The organism is Micromonospora pisi (assembly GCF_003633685.1).
GTDB classification, from domain to species: Bacteria; Actinomycetota; Actinomycetes; order Mycobacteriales; family Micromonosporaceae; genus Micromonospora_G; species Micromonospora_G pisi.
Window position 1 is genome coordinate 6,120,296 of the sequence record NZ_RBKT01000001.1, and the last position, 17,725, is coordinate 6,138,020.

The following is a 17,725-nucleotide window of genomic DNA, read 5'->3' on the forward strand; positions in this document are numbered from 1 at the left end:
GCGGGAGGTCATCGTGCGAGGGCGGCTCTTACTGATCGGCGCCGGGTTACTGGTGCTTTCCGGCTGCGGCGAGCCAGCCGCGACGAGGAGCGAACCACTGCCGATCCCCCCGGTCGTCAAGCTGCCGGCGGCGGCAGCCGGCGGGGTTTGCCAGGTGCTGGACTACTCGGCGATCGAGAAGGCCGTCGGCACCACGTTCGACGTTTCGGCCGCGACCTCGCAGGGCGAGACGAGTAGCTGCGTACTCCAGGCGGAGCAGGCGAGTCTTCCCGATCTGGCGCTGGCGATGACGCCGACCTCGGCCGACGCGTCGGTCTTCAACGACGAGGCGCCGGACGGGGGGCAGTCGGTCAAGGGGCTGGGCAAGGCCGCGTACCGGTTGATCGTCGCCGCCGGCAAGGATCACGGCGCCGGGGTGGAGGTGTGCTGGCTCGCCTCGGACGGGCAGATGATCAGCCTCCGCTACACCCTCCCGGCGGGTGAGGGTAAGCCGGCGGCGGAGGCCATCGCGGGCAAGCTCGTCACGCTGGCCAAGCAGATCGACGCCGCCGAGCGCTGACACCCGCCCCGTCCGGCCCGGCCGCCGTTTCGGGCGGCCGGCGCGGCGGCGTGGTCCTGGTCGGAGCCGGCTCGGTGTCGTTCCGGACGGGCGGTGAGGACGGTTCCGGCGGTGACGGGGCCGCTCAGGAAGCGGCGACGAAGACGCGCGAGGCGACCTCGCGGGGCAACCTGATCTTGTCGCCGGAACGGTCGATGGTGACGCCGTCCCGTTCCTGTGCCACCGTCACGGTCGCACCCGGGTCGACCCCGGCCGCGTGCAGTTGACGCAGTACGTCACCGTCGGTCTGCACGCTCTCGCAGATCCGCCGGACCACCACCGGACCGGTCAGGCCGGGGAAGGCGAGATTGCGTTCCGCATCCGGGCTCTCCGCGGCCGGCGACCCGTGCTCGCTGCCGAGCGCCTCCAGCCCCGGGATCGGGTTGCCGTACGGCGAACGGGTCGGACGGTTCAGCAGGTCGTAAACCTTCTGCTCCACCGCGTCGCTCATCACGTGTTCCCACCGGCAGGCTTCCTCGTGGGCTTCCTCATAGGGCATCCCGATCACGTTGACCAGCAGCAACTCGGCCAACCGGTGCTTGCGCATCACGGCGATCGCGAGACCCCGGCCGGCGGCGGTGAGTCGTAGGTGCCGGTCGTCCTCGAGGGTCAACAGCCCGTCGCGTTCCATCCGGGCCACGGTCTGGCTGACGGTCGGTCCGCTCTGGTGCAGCCGCTCGGCGATCCGCGCGCGCAGCGCCGGCACACCTTCCTCTTCCAATTCGAGAATGGTGCGCAGGTACATCTCAGTCGTATCGACAAGGTCGTTCACGTCAGCCGCCCTCCCGGTAGGCAATGCTACCCCGCGTCACCGACATGAAGCCGTAGCCCGGACGGGGCGTCTGGCGTTGATGGCGACCAGTTTCGATGGTGTTGACTGGGGCACATGTCCGTCACAGATGATCTTCTGGTCGACGTTGCCGCCCTCGCCGTCGAACTGGCTGGCGCGGAGCCCGCCGCACCTACCGTACTGGACGTGCGTTGGCGCCTTAACGGCCCGCCCGGCCGGGCCGACTACGACGCCGGACATCTGCCCGGAGCGGCCTTCGTCGATCTCGACACGGAGCTGTGCGGCGTACCCGGTGCCGGCGGTCGCCACCCGCTGCCGGACCCGGAGACCCTGCAACGGGCACTGCGCGCCGCCGGAGTCCGGGCCGGTCACCCGGTGGTGGTCTACGACGGGGGAGACGGGCTCGCCGCCACCCGCGCCTGGTGGACCCTGCGCTGGGCGGGTCACCACGCGGTCCGGGTGCTCGACGGCGGTTACCCGGCCTGGGTCGCCGCCGGGCATCCGGTCACGGCGGCGGTCCCCACCCCGGTCCCCGGAGACCTGACGGTCCGCCCCGGCGGGCTACCGGTGCTCGCCGCCGAGGACGCCGCCGCGCTCGCCGCCGGTGACGGCGTACTGCTCGACGTCCGGGCCGCCGCCCGCTACCTGGGCGAGACCGAGCCGATCGACCCGGTCGCCGGGCACGTCCCCGGAGCGGTCAACCTGCCGACCACCGAGCACATCGGCGCCGACGGCCGGCTGCGGGCCGCCGACGCGCTCCGGTCGCGGTTCGCCGAGGCCGGCGTCGAGCCCGGCGTACGCGTGGGTGCGTACTGCGGGTCCGGGGTGACCGCCGCGCACACGGTGTTCGCCCTGCACCTGGCGGGACGTGGCGACGCCGCCCTCTACGTCGGCTCGTGGAGCCACTGGCTCACCGACCCGGACCGCCCCGTCGCCACCGGCTCCGGCACCTGATCCGGCGCCGCCGCCATGCCCCGGTGTGCACCTGGGAGGCGGCGTCCAGGCATGCGACGATGGCGCCATGTCGGATGACACGGTGGTGATGTGGGACGAATCCCTGCTCGCCTACGACCTGGGCGAGCACCCGCTCGACCCGGTCCGGGTCGAGCTGACCGTCGCGCTGGCGCGAGAACTCGGGGTCCTCGACCGGGCCGGGGTCCGGGTGGTGGCCCCCACCCCGGCCGACGAGTCGGCCCTGACCCGGGTACACCGGCCCGACTACCTCGACGCGGTACGGGCCGCACCGAACGACCCGTTCTTCTCCGGGTACGGCCTGAACACCCCCGACAACCCGGTCTTCGACAACATGCACGAGTCCAGCGCACTGGTCGCCGGGGCGAGTCTCGCCGCGGCGGAGATGGTCTGGCGCGGCGAGGCCCGGCGTGCCGTCAACGTCGCCGGTGGCCTGCACCACGCCATGGCCGGACGGGCCGCCGGATTCTGTGTCTACAACGATCCCGCGGTGGCCATCGCCCGGCTGCTCGACCTCGGTGCCGAGCGGGTCGGTTACGTGGACGTCGACGTGCACCACGGCGACGGGGTGCAGGAGATCTTCGTCGACGACCCCCGGGTGCTCACCATCAGCCTGCACGAGAGCCCGCTCGCGCTCTTCCCCGGCACCGGATTCCCGGACGAGACCGGTGGTCCGGCAGCCAAGGGCAGCGCGGTCAACGTGCCGCTGCCGCCCGGCACCGGTGACGCCGGCTGGTTGCGGGCCTTCCACGCGGTGGTCCCGTCGGTGCTGCGCGCCTTCCAACCGCAGATCCTGGTCACCCAGTGCGGCGCGGACAGCCACCGGCTCGACCCCCTCGCCGACCTGCGGCTCTCCGTGGACGGGCAGCGGGCCAGCTACCTGGCGCTGCGGGCCCTCGCCGACGAACTCTGCGAGGGCCGCTGGGTCGCCACCGGCGGAGGCGGGTACGCCCTGGTCGAGGTGGTGCCGCGAGCCTGGACGCACCTGCTCGCGATCGCCACCGGGGATCCGATCGCACCGGCCACGCTGACCCCGCCGGCCTGGCGCAAACTGGCGCGGGAACGCCGCCCGGAGCGGGACGTGCCGTTGCGGATGACCGACGACGTCGACCCGGCGTACGAGCCGTGGCAGCCGACCGGGGAGCCGGACGGGGTGGACCGTTCCATCCTGGCGACCCGCAAGGCGGTCTTCCCGTTGCACGGGCTGGACCCGTACGACCCGAGGGACTGAACGGAGGCGAGCCGAGCGTGGTCGACGGCCCAGCGGACCGTTCGGCGGACGTGTTGCTGAGCGACGGCACGACCGTCCATCTGCGACCGATCCGCACCGAGGACGCGGCCGGGATCGTCGCCATGCATTCGCGGTTCTCCGAGCGCACCCGCTACCTGCGCTACTTCTCGCCGTACCCGAGGATCCCCGACCGGGACCTGAGACGTTTCGTCACCGTCGACCACCACGACCGGGAGGCGTTCGTGGTGCTCTCCGGCGAGCGGATCCTGGCCGTCGGCCGGTTCGACCGACTCGGGCCGGAGGCGGGCGACGCCGAGGTCGCCTTCGTGGTCGAGGACGCCCACCAGGGCCGGGGCATCGGACCGGTGCTGCTGGAACACCTGGCCGAGGCGGCCCGCCGGGAGGGGATCAGCCGGTTCGTCGCCGAGGTGCTCCCGTCCAACGGGACCATGCTGCGGGTCTTCGCCGACTTCGGCTACCAGGTGCAGCGCCGGTACGCCGACGGTGTGGTCCACCTCAGCTTCCCGATCGCCCCCACCGAGGAGTCGTTGCGGGTGCAGTGGGGTCGGGAGCACCGGACCGAGGCGCGCTCGATCGCCCGCCTGCTCGCCCCGACCGGTGTCGCCGTGTACGGCGCCAGCGCCACCGGCCAGGGAATCGGCGCCGCCATTCTGGGGCATCTGCGCGATGGCGGCTTTACCGGACATCTCGTACCGGTGCACCCGAGCGCCGCCCGGGTCGGCGGTCTGTCCGCGTACCCGTCGGCGGCCGATGCCTCCGTGCCGCTGGACCTGGCCGTGGTCGCGGTGCCGCCGGAGGCTGTCCCCGGGGTGGTGGCCGACGCGGCCCGCGCCGGCCTGCACGCGCTGGTGGTGGTATCGGCCGGGTTCGCCGAGTCCGGTGCCGACGGTGCCGCCGCCCAGCGGGAGTTGATCCGGGCGGCCCGTGCGGCCGGGATGCGGGTGGTCGGCCCGAACTGCCTCGGCATCGCCAACACCGACCAGCGGGTACGCCTCAACGCCACCCTCGCGCCCCGGCTGCCGGTGGCCGGCCGGGTCGGCTTCTTCAGCCAGTCCGGTGTGCTCGGGGTGGCGCTGCTCGCCGAGGCGGAGCGGCGCGGGCTGGGGTTGTCGAGCTTCGTCTCGGCCGGCAACCGGGTCGACGTCTCCGGCAACGACCTGCTCCAGTACTGGCAGGACGATCCGGGCACCGACGTCATCCTGCTCTACCTGGAGACCTTCGGGAACCCGCGCAAGTTCGCCCGGCTGGCGCGGCGGATCGGCCGTACGAAACCGGTGGTCGCCCTCGCTTCCTCCGCCCGCCTCCCCGCCGGCCCGGACCCGGACCCGGGCCCGAGGGGTCCGGACGGCACCGCGCTCACCGCGCTCTACGCCCAGTCCGGGGTGATCCGGGTGGAGACGGTGGCGGAACTCTTCGACGTCGGGATGCTCCTGGCCCACCAGCCGCTGCCGGCCGGTCGGCGGGTCGGCATCGTGGGGAACTCCACCGCTCTGGCCGACCTGGCCGCCATCGCCTGCCGGTCCCACGGGCTGCCCGTCGCCGACGGCTACCCGGTCAACGTCGGGCCGCAGGCCACCGCGCACGACTTCGCCGACGCGCTGGCCGACGCCGCCGTGGATCCCGGGGCCGACGCCCTGCTCGTGCACTTCGCCCCGCCGCTGCCCGGACAACTGGTCGGTGAGGACGCCGACTTCACCTCAGCGGTGGCGAGTGTGGCGCTCGCCGGTGACCGGCCGACGGTGGCGACGTTCCCGGTCGGGCCGCCGCCGGTTGGCGTGCCCTCCTATCCGACAGTGGAGGAGGCGGTCCGGGCCCTGGCTCGGGTGATCGGTTACGCCGACTGGCTGCGCCAGCCGGTCGGTGAGTTGACCGAGTTGGCCGGAACCGCCCCGGACATCGCCGCTGCCGTACTCGCCACCTTGGGGGAGCAGGGCAGTGCCGTCTCGTCGGACGAGAGGGTCGGACCGTCCGGCAACACATCCGTCACGGTCGACTCCAATTCCGAAGCGGCGAACGGCGGGCCGGGACTGGTCGAGCGGCTGCTCGCCGCGTACGGCATCCCGGTCGTACCGTCCACGGTGGTCGACTCCGCCGACGCGGCGGTGACGATGGCACGGCACTGGGGCTCCGCGGTGGTGCTCAAGGCGGCCCGGGAAGGGCTGCGGCACCGTCTCGACCTGGGTGCCGTACGGCTGGATCAGTTCGGTGACGACGCGGTACGCCGGGCGTACCAGGAGATCGCCGATTCGTTCGGCCCCCGGGTGCTGGTCCAGCCGATGGTGCCGCCGGGGGTGGCCTGTGTGGTCGAGGCGGTCGAGGATCCCGCCTTCGGTCCGGTGGTCGGATTCGGCCTGGGCGGCGTGGCGACCGACCTTCTCGGCGACCGGGCCTGGCGGGTCGCGCCGTTGACCGACCGGGACGCCTCCGCCCTGATCGAGGAGCCACGGGCGGCACCGTTGCTGTACGGCTACCGGGGCGCCGAGCCGGTGGACCGGGCCGCGCTGGCGGAGCTCTTGCAGCGGGTCGGCCGATTGGTGGACGAGCAGCCACGGGTACGGCTCCTGCGCCTCAATCCCGTCCTCGCCCGCCCCGACGGCCTGGCGGTCCTGCACGCCGAACTCCACCTCGGCCCGTCCGCCCCCCGCCCCGACACCGGCCCCCGCCGCCTCTGACCCGTAAGGAAGGGCCCCTTGTTATCGGATTCGGTGGTACAGGGGGCCCTTCCTAACCGATCGCCCGGCCGTCGGTGTCGCTCTGGAGACGCCACAGGGCGAAGCGGTTGGCGGCGGCGAGTACGGCCAGCACGCCACCGAGGACGGGGTGGCCGGCGAGCACGAGGACGGCGGTCGCCGCGCCGAAGACCACCCATTCCGGGATGAGTCGCAGTGGGTCAGCCAGCTTCCGGTCCGATCGTGGCGCGACCCATCGACCCCAGATCAGCGCCGCGGCGAGCGGGGCCAGTACGGCGAGCAGTACGCGCTGCCAGAGGTGTGGGCCGCCGGCCAGCCAGCCGCCGTACGCAAGTGCGGTCAACGCGCAGAGCTCCAGCAGGAATCGCAGGCCGAGGTTGGCGATTCTCATCCCCGAACTCTCTCATCCCGTACCGGGTGGCCCTGGTCGGTCGCGGAAAGCACCGGTCGGTTCGGGAAAGCGCCGGCAGCCCGCGCGGGGGGCGGGAAGCAGGCGGCGGGGAGCGGAGAGCGGTACAGGGAAAGGCCCCCGCTCGACGCGAACCGCTGTCGACGGGGGCCTTTCTCGCGGCCGTGAGCTGGTCAGCTCGCGTACGACTCCAGCCGGTCAGCGCGGGACGGGTGACGGAGCTTGAGCAGGGTCACCTTCTCGATCTGCCGGATCCGCTCCCGGGAGAGGCCGAACTCGCGACCCACCTCGTCCAGGGTGCGCTGCCGACCGTCGTCCAGTCCGAACCGGAGTCGGATGACGGCCTCCTCGCGCTGGGACAGCGTGGCGAGCACGATCTCCACCTCGTTGCGCAGCATGCCCCGGGAGACCGCGTCACCGGGTTCCTCGCGCGGGTCCACCGCGGCGACGAAGTCGCCGAGCGCGCTTTCGCCGTCCTCGCCGACGGCCTGGTCCAGGCTGACCGGCTCCCGGTCGTACGAGATCAGTTCGATCACCTGGAATTCCGGTACGCCGAGCGCGACGGCCACCTCCGCCACGGTCGGTTCGCGGCCGAGGGTGGTGGCGAGGTCACGCCGGGCCCGGACCATCCGGTTGACCTGCTCGACCATGTGCACCGGGATGCGGATGGTGCGGGCCTGGTCGGCCATGGCGCGGGTGATGGCCTGGCGGATCCACCAGGTGGCGTAGGTGGAGAACTTGTAGCCCTTGGTGTAGTCGAACTTCTCGACTGCCCGGATGAGGCCGAGGTTGCCCTCCTGGATGAGGTCGAGGAAGGCCATGCCACGACCGGTGTACCGCTTCGCGATGCTGACCACCAGGCGAAGGTTCGCCTCCAGCAGGTGGTTCTTCGCGAGTCGACCCTGCTCGGCGACGATCTCCAGGTCACGTCGGAGCGCGGCGGACGGGCCACCGGCCAGCTTCTCCTCGGCGTACAGGCCGGCCTCGATCCGCTTGGCCAGCTCGACCTCCTGGACCGCGGTGAGCAGCTTGGTCCGCCCGATGCCGTTGAGGTAGGCCCGGACCAGGTCGGCCGAGACACCGCGCTCGTCGGTGGCGTCGAGGTCGGCCAGGTTGTCGGTGGTGTTCTCCGTCGGCGCGGCGTTGCTCGGGACGAGCTTCGCGTCGCTGCCGGCAAGTCGGTTGCTATCGGGCCCGATGATGGCGGCCGGGTGAAGTTCGTTCTGAGTCATCTGTAGGACCATCTTCAGTCGCCTCCCCGCGTCGACTAAGTGGTGCGTACCGGCAGCCGTGTGGCGCCGATAGGAAACAGCTTGGCCGGTAGGGCGTTAAGCGGAGGTGAGGCGATCGTCGAGGTGGCATGAAACCGGTAGCTTGGTTGCGCCGGCGTACCCGTTTTGACGCCTTCCGTCGGTAATGTTCTTGGGGCTCGTGTCCGACGCGGGGCTTGCCAGGACCGAATACTGTGCCACCGATCGGCCATGCGGCCAGCGACGCACCCGGCCGCCAACGACAGCCAACGAGTGCCAACGGAGGACGGCGTGGTCTTCAAGAGACTGATGCAGGCGATGGGCGTGGGGGGTCCATCGGTGGAAACCGTGCTCAACAATCCGAACTGCCGCCCCGGTGGGCAACTGGAGGGCCGGATCCAGGTCGCCGGTGGAGACCACCCGGTCGACATCGAGTACATCGCCCTCGGTCTGGTCACCCGGGTCGAGGTGGAGAGCGGCGACGGAGAGTACGACACCACGCAGGAGTTCCAGCGCCAGCGGGCCACCGGCGCCTTCCGACTGGAGAGCGGGCAGCGGCAGGAGATCCCGTTCCGGTTCGAGGTCCCCTGGGAGACCCCCATCACCGAGGTCTACGGCCAGCACCTGCACGGCATGACGATGGGGCTACGGACCGAACTCGAAGTGGCCCGCGCGGTCGACAAGGGTGACCTTGACGCGGTCGCGGTACATCCGCTCCCGGCCCAGGAGCGCATCCTGGACGCGCTGCTCCGGCTCGGTTTCCGCTTCACCCGCGCCGACGTCGAGCGGGGCCGGATCTACGGCGTGCAGCAGACGCTCCCGTTCTACCAGGAGATCGAGTTCTATCCCGCCCCCCAGTACGCCCGCGCGATCAACCAGCTGGAGCTGACCTTCGTCGGCACCGCCCAGCACCTCCAGGTGGTGTTGGAGGTCGACAAGCGGGGCGGTGTCTTCACCGAGGGCCGTGACGCCTTCGGCCGGTTCACCGTCGACTACGCCACCGCCGACCAGACCGACTGGGGTGCGCAGCTCGACGGCTGGCTGCGCCAGTCGATGCGCCAGCGCGGCCTCTTCTTCTAGGCCGCTCGACCTGGAAGAACGGGCCTGGGTCACCCGGCCCGCCCCGCCTGGAACCGGATCACCGGGCGGGGCGGCGCGGGTCAGAGATCGAGCAGGATCGTCCGTGGACCCACGTTGACGCTCTCGACCAGCATGTGGGTCCGGAACCGCCCGGTCTCCACCTTCACCCCACGCGCCCGCAGCGCATCGCCGAACGCGGTCACCAGGGGTTCGGCCAGCTCCGCCGGAGCAGCCGCCCCCCAACTCGGCCGCCGTCCCTTGCGGGCGTCGCCGTAGAGGGTGAACTGGCTGACCACCAGCACCGGTGCCCCGACCTCGGCGGCTGACCGTTCGTCATCCAGGATCCGCAGCTCGTGCACCTTCCGCGCCATGGTCTCCGCAGTTGCCGTCGTGTCGCTGTGGGTGATGCCGAGCAGCACCAACAGTCCGTCGGAGATCTCGCCCACGACCTCCCCGTCGACCGTGACACTGGCCCGGCTGACCGTCTGGATCAGCGCCCGCACCGGCTCAGTCCGTCTCGGGGGTGATCAGACCGCGTTCGACGAGATGGGCGACGATCGGGCCGGCAGCCTCCGCCAGATCCTCCACCGGCACCTCGTGTGCGACCGCCAGCACCTCCAACTGGTCACCGAGTGGCAACTGCCCGTCAGCGCCACTGACCAGGGCCAGCACCAACGGGTCGACCTCCTCGCTCCAGCGCAGTCCGTGCGGCATGGCGAGCACCTGACGGTCCACCGCCCAGCCCTCCGGGCCCATGGTCGCCTCCTGGCGCAGTTTCAGACCCTCCGCCATCCGGTAACGGCTCGCCAGCAGCGCCTCGGTGTCGCGTACCCGCAGCCAGTCCTGGCGGTCGAACCAGGCGGCGATCTGATCGCCCATCGGCGGCTGCACCGGCTGGCGGAGATCCTCCACCCGGACCACCGGCTGGTCATGACCGGAGCGGCGCAGGTTGATCACACCGAAGCCGACCGCCTCCACCTTCTGCGCGTCGAACCAGTCCAGCCAGGCCGCGATCCGGTACGGGTCGGCCGCCTCGCTCGCGTCGGCCAGCCAGAGGTCGACGTACGCCATCGGGTCGGCCACCTCGCGTTGGATCACCCAGGCGTCCAGACCCGTGCCGGCGAACCAGCCGGCCACCCGCTCGCCCCAGTCCTCACCGGCGATGTGTACCCAGTTCGCCAGGTACTGCATGGTTCCGCCCTCGGTGAGAAGGTCCGGTGCGGCCGCCGCCAACTCGGCGGCGATCCCGTCACCGACCCGCCCCGAGTCACGGTAGCTGTGCGTGGTGGTTCCCGGCCCCACCACGAACGGCGGGTTGCTCACCACCAGGTCGAACCGGCGACCCGCGACCGGCGCGGTCATGTCGCCGGAGAGCAGCTCCCAGCTCTGGCCGTTCAGGGCGGCGGTGGTGGCGGCGAAGCGTAGCGAACGGGCCGACACGTCGGTGGCCGTCACCCGGCGCGCGTGGGTGGCCAGGTGCAGCGCCTGCACGCCGGAACCGGTGCCGAGGTCGAGTGCGGTCTCGACCGGCCGCCGGATGGTGGCACCGACCAGCGTGGTGGACGCCCCGCCGATGCCGAGCACATGGTCGGCGGCGAGCGGACGGCCCGGCCGGGCGCTCCCCGGCACATCGGAGAGCGCCCACCAGGCGTCCCCGTACGGCTCGAGGTCGATGCCCTGGCGCAGGCCACCGTCGGCGGCTTCGACGATGCCGGCGGCGAGCGCGTCAGCGAGCGGGAGAGGCGCGAGGGCCGCCGCGACCGCCGACTCCGGTTCGGTCTGGGCGCAGACGAAGAGGCGGATCAGCGTGCCGAGCGGGTCCCGGTCGGCGGTGGCCCGCAGCGCGGCCCGGAAGTCGTTGCGGGCCATCCCGCTCGTCGCCTGCGGACCGAGCCGTTCGGCGATGCCGCTCGACGTGTAACCGGCGTTGGTCAGCGCGGTGCGTAGCTGGTCGACGCCGGCCGGGGAGAGGAGCATGTCGTTTTCGTCCACCCCGCCATCCTGCCCGGTGGTTCCGGGCCGCCCGGCGCAACCCCGGCAGAAACGCCCGGAGCGCGCCGCGGGCGCCGCGCCAATGGGCCGGTGCGGCGCTCAGCGCAGCTGGAAGTCCGCGAAATCGAAGCCGGGCGCCACCACACAGCTCACCAGCACCGGCTGGTCACCGGCCGGCACCGCGGCCTGCCACACCCCGCCGGGGATCAGCACCTGGGGCCGCTCGCCGGCAGCCACGTCGGCGCCGAGCACCACCTCGACCGGGTCGGCGTCCGGTTCCGTCCCGGTGCCGCCGAAGCGCAGCGTCAGCGGGCCGCCGGAGTGCCAGAACCAGAGTTCGTCCGAGCGGACCAGGTGCCAGCGGGACTCCTCCCCGGGGGCGAGCAGGAAGTGGATCGCGGTGGCCGCGTTGCGCTTGCCGGCGTACCCCTGGGGTTCGAAGGTGTGCGCGGACCGCCAGGTCTCGCGGAACCAGCCGCCCTCGGGGTGGGGGGCAAGGTCGAGCTGGGCGGCCAGGTCGGGCCGGGGCGGCGTGGTCACGGGTGGCGCTCCTTCCGGGTACGGCTACCGTCCGCCACACCGAGGCCGCCGCTCACCGACCTACGGGTCGGGTGGTGACCGTTCGGCCTGGCGACGGCGGAACGAGGTGAGGTTAACTGGCGCCGGTCGCGGCGGGTCCGTCCACCGGTGCTACGGGGCAGGCGGCAGGATGGAGAGCATGACGTTGTCGCTGCCCATCGACGCCGAGGCCAACGAACTGCTCCAGCGCAACCCGCTGGCACTGCTTCTCGGCATGACCCTGGACCAGCAGATCCCCATGGAGCGGGCGTTCGCCGCCCCGTACGACCTGGTGCGTCGGCTCGGCCACGAGCCGGACGCCGCCGAGTTGGCCGGGTACGACCCGGAGGCGCTCACCGCCGTGTTCGCCGAGCGGCCCGCGCTGCACCGGTTCCCGAAGGCGATGGCCGCACGGGTCCAGGAGCTCTGCCGGGTGCTGGTGGAGCGGTACGACGGCGACCCGGCGAAGATCTGGACCGAGGCGCCTGACGGCCGGACCGCGTTCAAGCGGATCAACGAGTTGCCGGGGTTCGGCAAGCAGAAGTCACAGATCTTCCTGGCCCTGCTCGGCAAGCGGTTCGACGTGCGGCCGACGGGCTGGCAGGAGGCCGCCGGTCAGTACGGCGACGCGGACGCCCACTACTCGGTCGCCGACATCACCGATCCCGAGTCACTGCTCAAGGTGCGTGAACACAAGCAGCGGATGAAGGCCGCCGCGAAGGCCTGACCCTCCGCCGACCGGTACGGCTCAGGCGGCGGTCGGGTGGGCGAGCGCGGCCAGCGCCCGGCGTACGTCGGCCAGGGAGACGGTCGCCGAGTCGTCCAGGTCGGCGAGGCCGGCCTCGATCCACTGCCGCATCAGGGTGGTGACCCCGATGCCGCGGGCGTCGGCGGCGGCCCGGACCCGTTCGTACGTCTCCACCGGCAGCCGCACCGAGCGGCTGACCATCGGCACGTCGGTGTCGGGCGTGGGCAACTCGACCGGCGCATTGTCGTCGATCAGGTCCGCGAGCCGGTCGCCGCCCTCGTGGAAGTGCTTGGTCGCGTCGTGTCGGTTCATCGTCACCGCCTCCTCATCGTCGCCATCCCCGGATGGCCTCCTCGTAGCGCTTGGACTCGGTGTCGCTGAGGTCACGCGCGGAGAGGATGTCCCAGTCGTTGTCGGCATGGTCGGCCTCGGCCAGCAGTATCGCCAGCCGCCGTCCCCGCCGCGCGGTCGCGTACATGACCATCACGTCGTCGCCGAGGTGCCGGATGACCCGCCGCGCGCTGTGCAGGGCCTCCCAGACCTCGCCGGGGGTGACGTCGTAGACCCTCAGGTTGTCCAACGCCTCGTCGGTGAAGCCGAACCTGCTGCCCACGTCGGGAGCGTACCACGCACGTAACACGGATGTCCCTGGTCAGCTCGGCGGCGGCACCCCGCTCAAGGTGCGAGGATGGAGCGGCACCCCGAGGAGGACCGTGTGAAGCACCAGGCGTACCAGCCGATTTTGATCACCGACGCCTCACGGAGCCAGCCGGACCAGTTGCACAGCCGTCAGGTGCGGTACGTCGTGATGATGTCCATCCGGATCGTCTGCATCATCGCCGGTGCCGTCCTGGTGGGCGTCAAGGCACCCCTGCTCTGGCTCTGGTTGCCGCTCTGCGCCGTCGGCATGGTCCTCGTACCCTGGCTGGCCGTGTTGCTCGCCAACGACCGCCCGCCGAAGGACCAGCACCGGCTTGCTCGTTTCCGTCAGCGCAACCTCGACGACGCCCCGCCCCGCAGCCTCACGGCCGAGGAGCGTCCACACCCGGTCATCGACGCCGAACCCTGAGCCCACCGGGTGCCGGCGAACGTACGCCAGCCGACCCGCCCCGGACAGAAAAACGGACCGTGAAAAAGCCGGGCCCCGTGCGGGGGCCCGGCTTTTCGCACGTGTTGTTCAATCCGCAATTACTTGGTCCAGACGTCCTGGACGATGTGGGCGGCCTGGTTCTCCCACTGCGCGTACGCGTCCGGGAACGCCGACACCTGAACCTTCTGCGCCGCCACCGTCAGCGGCAGATCCTGCCAACCATCAACCTGCTTCAGGTTGCTCAGGAACGCCGTCGCCGCGTACGTCGGGTCCGTGATCTGCTCCGGAGTACCCCAGCCACTACTCGGACGCTGCTGGAACAGGCCCAGGGAGTCGTGGTCGTTCATGTCACCCAGGTGACCCAGGTTCTCCAACTTCGACTCCTGCATCGAGGTAGCGACCGCGATCACCGCACCACGCTCACCCATACCCAACTTCTTGGCCGTGTCAGTAATGGCCTTGGCGTTAGCGAGCTGGTCCTTGCTCAACGAGATCTCCGACTGGGCACCCTGGGTGCCGTGCGGCACGAGCTTGTCCATGGCCGGCTTGGCCGTGGTCACAGCGGCAACCGTGGTCATCGCCGGGGCGGTGTGCACGGCCGGCGACGCGAACGCATGGCTCACGGGGCCGGCGACAGCGCCACCAACAAAGGCGAGGCCAGCAACACCAAGAGCGGTCTTACGAACAAACGAAGCTTCAGTAACAGCGGTGAAAGTCGTCTTCACGATGGTTCACCTTCCAATCGGGGGTACCGAGGCGCACACAAGTAAAGGGGGAAACAGGTGCGTCACTCGGGAAGAAGTACGAGGCCACAGGCCCTATGAGGCGGGGAGAGAACACTGCCTCGGCGCTGCTCCGGTCGTACGCGATGTATAACGACCCCACCCCCGCCAACATTCCGCCGACCACGCCCCGGACCAAGTTGATCAAGCCAAAAACCTCGCACCGGAGACACCCGGAACAATCGGCAACATTCGCCCGGCAAAACGCGGACCAGCACCCGCCTTCAGGCCGAGCCATACGCGCAAACGTCACCCCGCTGCGCATGTGGGGGCGGCGTGCCCCGCGACGGGATCAAGCCTGACAGTGAGGATGTAAGGGCGGGTCACCCGGTTGGTCTGACCCAAAGCCTGACCGACGATCACTGTCCTTGGGCGGATTCGTCGACCGGTCCGGGTGACCCGCTACCGCACTCACCACCTGGGCGGATGTGACCTGATAGGAGCCTGTGCGAGAGGCACCCATCACTGTCTTGTCCACCGTCGCGGCGGTGCGTGCCGACCCTTGTCCGGTGCGAGCGAACGGGACGACACCCCAGCATGACAGCCAAGAAGCGTCAGATCACCGGTGGAATCGACACCCACGGCAGAACCCACCACGCCGCCGTGGTCGACCAGACCGGCCGGGTACTCAACGACCAGCAGTTCCCCGCCACCGCAGCCGGCTACCACGACCTCCTGGCCTGGCTCCGATCACACGGCCGGGTAACCAAGGTTGGTATCGAGGGCACCGGCGCCTACGGCGCCGGCCTGGCCCGCTACCTGACCAGCCAGAACATCACCCTGGTCGAAGTCGACCGACCCGACCGCAAAACCCGCCGCACGAAGGGCAAGTCCGACCCGATCGACGCGATCGCCGCCGCCCGAGCCGCCCTGTCCGGACAAGCCAACGGCACCCCCAAGACCCGCACCGGCCCCGTCGAAGCGATCCGCACCCTACGAGTCGCCCGCAGCGGCGCAGTCAAGGCCCGCACCGCCGCACTCAACCAACTCCACGGCCTCATCGCCTCCGCCCCCGAAGAACTCCGCGCCAACCTCACCGGCCTGCACGGCCAGGCCCTGATCACCGCCTGCACCACCCTGACCACCGACGACACCCCGACAAGTGATCCGATCCAGGCCACCCGAGCGGCACTCCACTCGATCGCCACCCGGGTCCAGACCCTGACCACCGAGATCACCCAACTCGAACACCGACTCCACCCCATCGTGGCCACCACCGCCCCACGCCTGAACGCGCTCCTCGGCGTCGGCCCCGACGTCGCCGGGCAACTCCTAGCCACCGCCGGAGACAACCCCGACCGGCTCCACAGCGAAGCCGCCCTAGCCCACCTCTGCGGCGCCGCACCCATCCCCGCCAGCTCCGGACGCACCAACCGGCACCGACTCAACCGAGGCGGGGACCGCGCCGCAAACAAAGCGCTCTACACCATCGCGCTCTGCCGCCTACGCCACGATCCCCGCACCCGCGCCTACACCGAACGACGCACCACCCAAGGCCTCAGCAAAAAAGAGATCATCCGCTGCCTCAAGCGCTACATCATCCGAGAAGTCCACACCGCCCTACTCGCAGACCTCGCCGCACTCACCACTTGACACTCCATAGGAGCATCCGCCCAGAGCGGGGTACGCCGCCCCCACAACCGCCCCCAAACCCCCAGACCCAACCGGTCGGGCACCCACCACAGACACCGCCACCGCCCCCAGTTCACTGCCGAGCGCCAGCGCCGCATCCGGCGCCGCGCCCTCGACCCAGGCGCTGAGCAGTCCGGCCGCGAAGGCGTCACCCGCGCCGGTCGCGTCCCGTACCGGCATCCGTCGGGTTACCGCCTCGATGGTCGCGCCGTCGCGTGATGCCCAGAGCGCACCATCTCCGCCCAGTTTGACCACTGCGTTGCGTACCGCGCCGGTCAACATTTCGGCCTGTGCGCGGGCACTTCCCGCCCCGGTGAGTGCCTCTGCCTCGTCCGCGTTCGCCAGGAGCAGGTCGACGTCGCGTACCCAGTCCAGGAACGCCACCGGACCGACCTGCCGCAGCGGCTCGGCGGAGGCCGCGTCGACGCTGGTGGTGAGCCCGCGTTCGCGGGCGGCGGCGAGCGCGCGGCGGCCGGCGGCGCGCGACCCGGGGTCGAGCAGGGTGTACGCGGACAGGTGCAGGTGCCGTGCGTCGGTCGCTCGGGTCAGCGCCGATTCCACGTCGGCCGGGGCGAGTCGCAGGTTGGCGCCCCGGTCGTTGACCATCGTCCGTTCCCCGTCACGGGCGAGCACGATGACGGTGCCGGTCGGTGCGTCCGGGCAGTGGCGGACCGCGCAGTCGACGCCGTGTGCGGTCAGTTCGGCCAGCCGTGACCGTCCCGGCTCGTCGTCGCCGACCACCGCGACCAGGGTCACCGGCACGTTCCGCCACGCCAGCCAGGCCGCGGTGTTCGCGGCCTGGCCGCCTCCGGTGAGCCGGATGCCCGCCGGGGTGTCCGATCCGGTGGCGAGCGGCCCGGAGAGCACCGCGAGTACGTCGGTGACGATGTCGCCGACCGCGATGATCCGCGCCGCGCCGCTCATCCGGCGGTGATGCCGTTACGGGCCGCTGACGCGACCGCGATCTGGCCGGCCAGGGTGGCGTTGCGCAGGATGATCCGTACGTTCACGGCCAGGCTCGCGCCGCTGGTGGAGGCGTGGAAGTGGGAGAGCAGGAACGGGGTCACCGCCTTGCCCGTCACCCCGTTGCCGGCCATCAGGGCCAGCCCGTCGGCGAGGGTGCGGTCGTGCAGTTCCGGATCGAGTTGCTCGTCGAGCGGGAGCGGGTTGGCCACGATCACACCGCCGGGCTGCACGCCCTGTTCCGCCCGCGCGGCGAGCATCGCGGCGATCTGCTCGGGTGTCTCCAGCGCCCAGTCCAGCTCGAAGCCGCTGTCGCTGATGAAGAAGCCGGGGAAGCGGCGGGTGCGGTAGCCGACGACGGTCACGCCGAGCGTCTCCAGCCGTTCCAGCGTCGCACCGACGTCGAGGATCGACTTCACGCCGGCGCAGACCACCGCGATCGGGGTCCGGGCCAGGGCGGTCAGGTCGGCCGACTCGTCGAAGGTCTGTGCCGCCTCGCGGTGCACACCGCCGAGGCCGCCGGTGGCGAAGACCCCGATGCCGGCGGCGGCGGCGACCGTGCTGGTCGCGGCGACGGTGGTGGCACCGTCCGCGCCGGTCGCGGCGGCAACTGCGAGATCGCGTACGGAGAGCTTCGCCACGCCGTCCGTACTGGCCAGGCGGGTCAGTTGGGCGTCGTCGAGGCCGACCACGAGCGCGCCCTCGACCATGCCTATGGTGGCGGGTACAGCGCCGGTGGCCCGGACCGCCTGTTCGATTTCCCGGGCGACCCGCAGGTTGTCGGGCCGGGGCAGCCCGTGCGAGACGATGGTGCTCTCCAGCGCCACGATGGGGCGCCCGCCGCGTCGGGCGTCGGCCACTTCGGCACCGTACCGGATGTTGAAGTTGGTCACATGATCACGGTACGGGGCCGGCTGGT

18 protein-coding genes and 1 pseudogene are annotated in these 17,725 nt (G+C 71.3%); 8 read left to right on the plus strand and 11 right to left on the minus strand.

Features of this window, described 5'->3' with window-relative positions:
• Nucleotides 1-13: 13 nt before the first annotated feature.
• Nucleotides 14-559 carry a hypothetical protein gene (locus tag BDK92_RS26285; RefSeq protein ID WP_147457117.1) on the plus strand — a complete coding sequence of 182 codons (546 nt, stop codon included), beginning with the start codon at nucleotides 14-16 and terminating at the stop codon, nucleotides 557-559.
• 124 nt (nucleotides 560-683) lie between these two features.
• Here BDK92_RS26285 and BDK92_RS26290 read toward each other — a convergent pair whose 3' ends face one another.
• Nucleotides 684-1,370 carry an iron-dependent transcriptional repressor DtxR gene (locus BDK92_RS26290; RefSeq protein WP_121159107.1) on the minus strand — a complete coding sequence of 229 codons (687 nt, stop codon included), beginning with the start codon at nucleotides 1,368-1,370 and terminating at the stop codon, nucleotides 684-686.
• A gap of 114 nt (nucleotides 1,371-1,484) precedes the next feature.
• On the opposite strand from BDK92_RS26290, the gene BDK92_RS26295 reads away from it, so the two are divergent.
• From BDK92_RS26295 to BDK92_RS26305, 3 genes are all read left to right on the plus strand, one after another.
• Nucleotides 1,485-2,342 (plus strand): sulfurtransferase, encoded by an 858-nt coding sequence (locus tag BDK92_RS26295; RefSeq protein WP_121159108.1) that lies wholly within the window; start codon nucleotides 1,485-1,487, stop codon nucleotides 2,340-2,342.
• Nucleotides 2,343-2,409: 67 nt separating this feature from the next.
• Nucleotides 2,410-3,591, plus strand: a complete 1,182-nt coding sequence (locus tag BDK92_RS26300; protein ID WP_121159109.1) for an acetoin utilization protein AcuC — start codon at nucleotides 2,410-2,412, stop codon at nucleotides 3,589-3,591.
• Nucleotides 3,592-3,608: 17 nt separating this feature from the next.
• Nucleotides 3,609-6,284: a bifunctional acetate--CoA ligase family protein/GNAT family N-acetyltransferase gene (locus BDK92_RS26305; RefSeq protein ID WP_246017251.1), complete on the plus strand. Its 2,676-nt coding sequence runs from the start codon at nucleotides 3,609-3,611 to the stop codon at nucleotides 6,282-6,284.
• Between the two features lie 52 nt (nucleotides 6,285-6,336).
• Here the strand turns inward: BDK92_RS26305 and BDK92_RS26310 are convergent, their stop codons facing one another.
• Both BDK92_RS26310 and sigB read right to left on the minus strand, forming a co-directional pair.
• Entirely contained in the window at nucleotides 6,337-6,693 is a 357-nt protein-coding gene (locus tag BDK92_RS26310; RefSeq protein WP_121159110.1) for a YrdB family protein, read from the minus strand.
• Nucleotides 6,694-6,884: 191 nt separating this feature from the next.
• Complete coding sequence (sigB, locus tag BDK92_RS26315; protein WP_121162597.1) at nucleotides 6,885-7,943, minus strand: RNA polymerase sigma factor SigB; 1,059 nt, start codon at nucleotides 7,941-7,943, stop codon at nucleotides 6,885-6,887.
• Nucleotides 7,944-8,252: 309 nt separating this feature from the next.
• On the opposite strand from sigB, the gene BDK92_RS26320 reads away from it, so the two are divergent.
• Nucleotides 8,253-9,041 (plus strand): sporulation protein, encoded by a 789-nt coding sequence (locus tag BDK92_RS26320; RefSeq protein ID WP_121162598.1) that lies wholly within the window; start codon nucleotides 8,253-8,255, stop codon nucleotides 9,039-9,041.
• Between the two features lie 80 nt (nucleotides 9,042-9,121).
• Here BDK92_RS26320 and dtd read toward each other — a convergent pair whose 3' ends face one another.
• From dtd to BDK92_RS26335, 3 genes are all read right to left on the minus strand, one after another.
• On the minus strand, nucleotides 9,122-9,544 hold the full coding sequence (gene dtd, locus BDK92_RS26325) for a D-aminoacyl-tRNA deacylase (protein WP_121159111.1): 423 nt from the start codon (nucleotides 9,542-9,544) through the stop codon (nucleotides 9,122-9,124).
• A 4-nt stretch (nucleotides 9,545-9,548) separates the two neighbouring features.
• Nucleotides 9,549-11,033: a DUF7782 domain-containing protein gene (locus BDK92_RS26330; RefSeq protein WP_211349373.1), complete on the minus strand. Its 1,485-nt coding sequence runs from the start codon at nucleotides 11,031-11,033 to the stop codon at nucleotides 9,549-9,551.
• Nucleotides 11,034-11,132: 99 nt separating this feature from the next.
• A complete protein-coding gene (locus tag BDK92_RS26335) occupies nucleotides 11,133-11,573 on the minus strand; it encodes a cupin domain-containing protein (RefSeq protein WP_121159112.1) in 441 nt (146 codons plus the stop codon).
• A gap of 169 nt (nucleotides 11,574-11,742) precedes the next feature.
• Here BDK92_RS26335 and BDK92_RS26340 point away from each other — a divergent pair, with 169 nt between their 5' ends.
• On the plus strand, nucleotides 11,743-12,318 hold the full coding sequence (locus tag BDK92_RS26340; RefSeq protein WP_121159113.1) for an HhH-GPD-type base excision DNA repair protein: 576 nt from the start codon (nucleotides 11,743-11,745) through the stop codon (nucleotides 12,316-12,318).
• 21 nt (nucleotides 12,319-12,339) lie between these two features.
• On the opposite strand, the gene BDK92_RS26345 is transcribed toward BDK92_RS26340, so the two are convergent.
• Nucleotides 12,340-12,651, minus strand: a complete 312-nt coding sequence (locus tag BDK92_RS26345) for a hypothetical protein (RefSeq protein ID WP_121159114.1) — start codon at nucleotides 12,649-12,651, stop codon at nucleotides 12,340-12,342.
• Between the two features lie 13 nt (nucleotides 12,652-12,664).
• Complete coding sequence (locus BDK92_RS26350; RefSeq protein WP_246017252.1) at nucleotides 12,665-12,952, minus strand: hypothetical protein; 288 nt, start codon at nucleotides 12,950-12,952, stop codon at nucleotides 12,665-12,667.
• Nucleotides 12,953-13,054: 102 nt separating this feature from the next.
• On the opposite strand from BDK92_RS26350, the gene BDK92_RS26355 reads away from it, so the two are divergent.
• The gene (locus tag BDK92_RS26355; protein ID WP_121162600.1) at nucleotides 13,055-13,408 is read left to right on the plus strand and encodes a DUF3099 domain-containing protein; all 354 of its coding nucleotides are present in this window, start codon (nucleotides 13,055-13,057) and stop codon (nucleotides 13,406-13,408) included.
• 119 nt (nucleotides 13,409-13,527) lie between these two features.
• Here BDK92_RS26355 and BDK92_RS26360 read toward each other — a convergent pair whose 3' ends face one another.
• Nucleotides 13,528-14,154 (minus strand): hypothetical protein, encoded by a 627-nt coding sequence (locus tag BDK92_RS26360; protein ID WP_121159116.1) that lies wholly within the window; start codon nucleotides 14,152-14,154, stop codon nucleotides 13,528-13,530.
• Between the two features lie 594 nt (nucleotides 14,155-14,748).
• Here BDK92_RS26360 and BDK92_RS26365 point away from each other — a divergent pair.
• Nucleotides 14,749-15,804 carry an IS110 family RNA-guided transposase gene (locus BDK92_RS26365; protein ID WP_121155887.1) on the plus strand — a complete coding sequence of 352 codons (1,056 nt, stop codon included), beginning with the start codon at nucleotides 14,749-14,751 and terminating at the stop codon, nucleotides 15,802-15,804.
• A gap of 72 nt (nucleotides 15,805-15,876) precedes the next feature.
• On the opposite strand, the pseudogene BDK92_RS26370 reads toward BDK92_RS26365, so the two are convergent.
• Both BDK92_RS26370 and BDK92_RS26375 read right to left on the minus strand, forming a co-directional pair.
• Nucleotides 15,877-16,767, minus strand: a pseudogene (locus BDK92_RS26370) (carbohydrate kinase family protein); the annotation flags it as partial.
• Nucleotides 16,764-17,699 (minus strand): pseudouridine-5'-phosphate glycosidase, encoded by a 936-nt coding sequence (locus BDK92_RS26375; protein ID WP_121159118.1) that lies wholly within the window; start codon nucleotides 17,697-17,699, stop codon nucleotides 16,764-16,766. The pseudogene BDK92_RS26370 and the gene BDK92_RS26375, both read right to left, overlap by 4 nt.
• Between the last annotated feature and the right edge of the window lie 26 nt (nucleotides 17,700-17,725).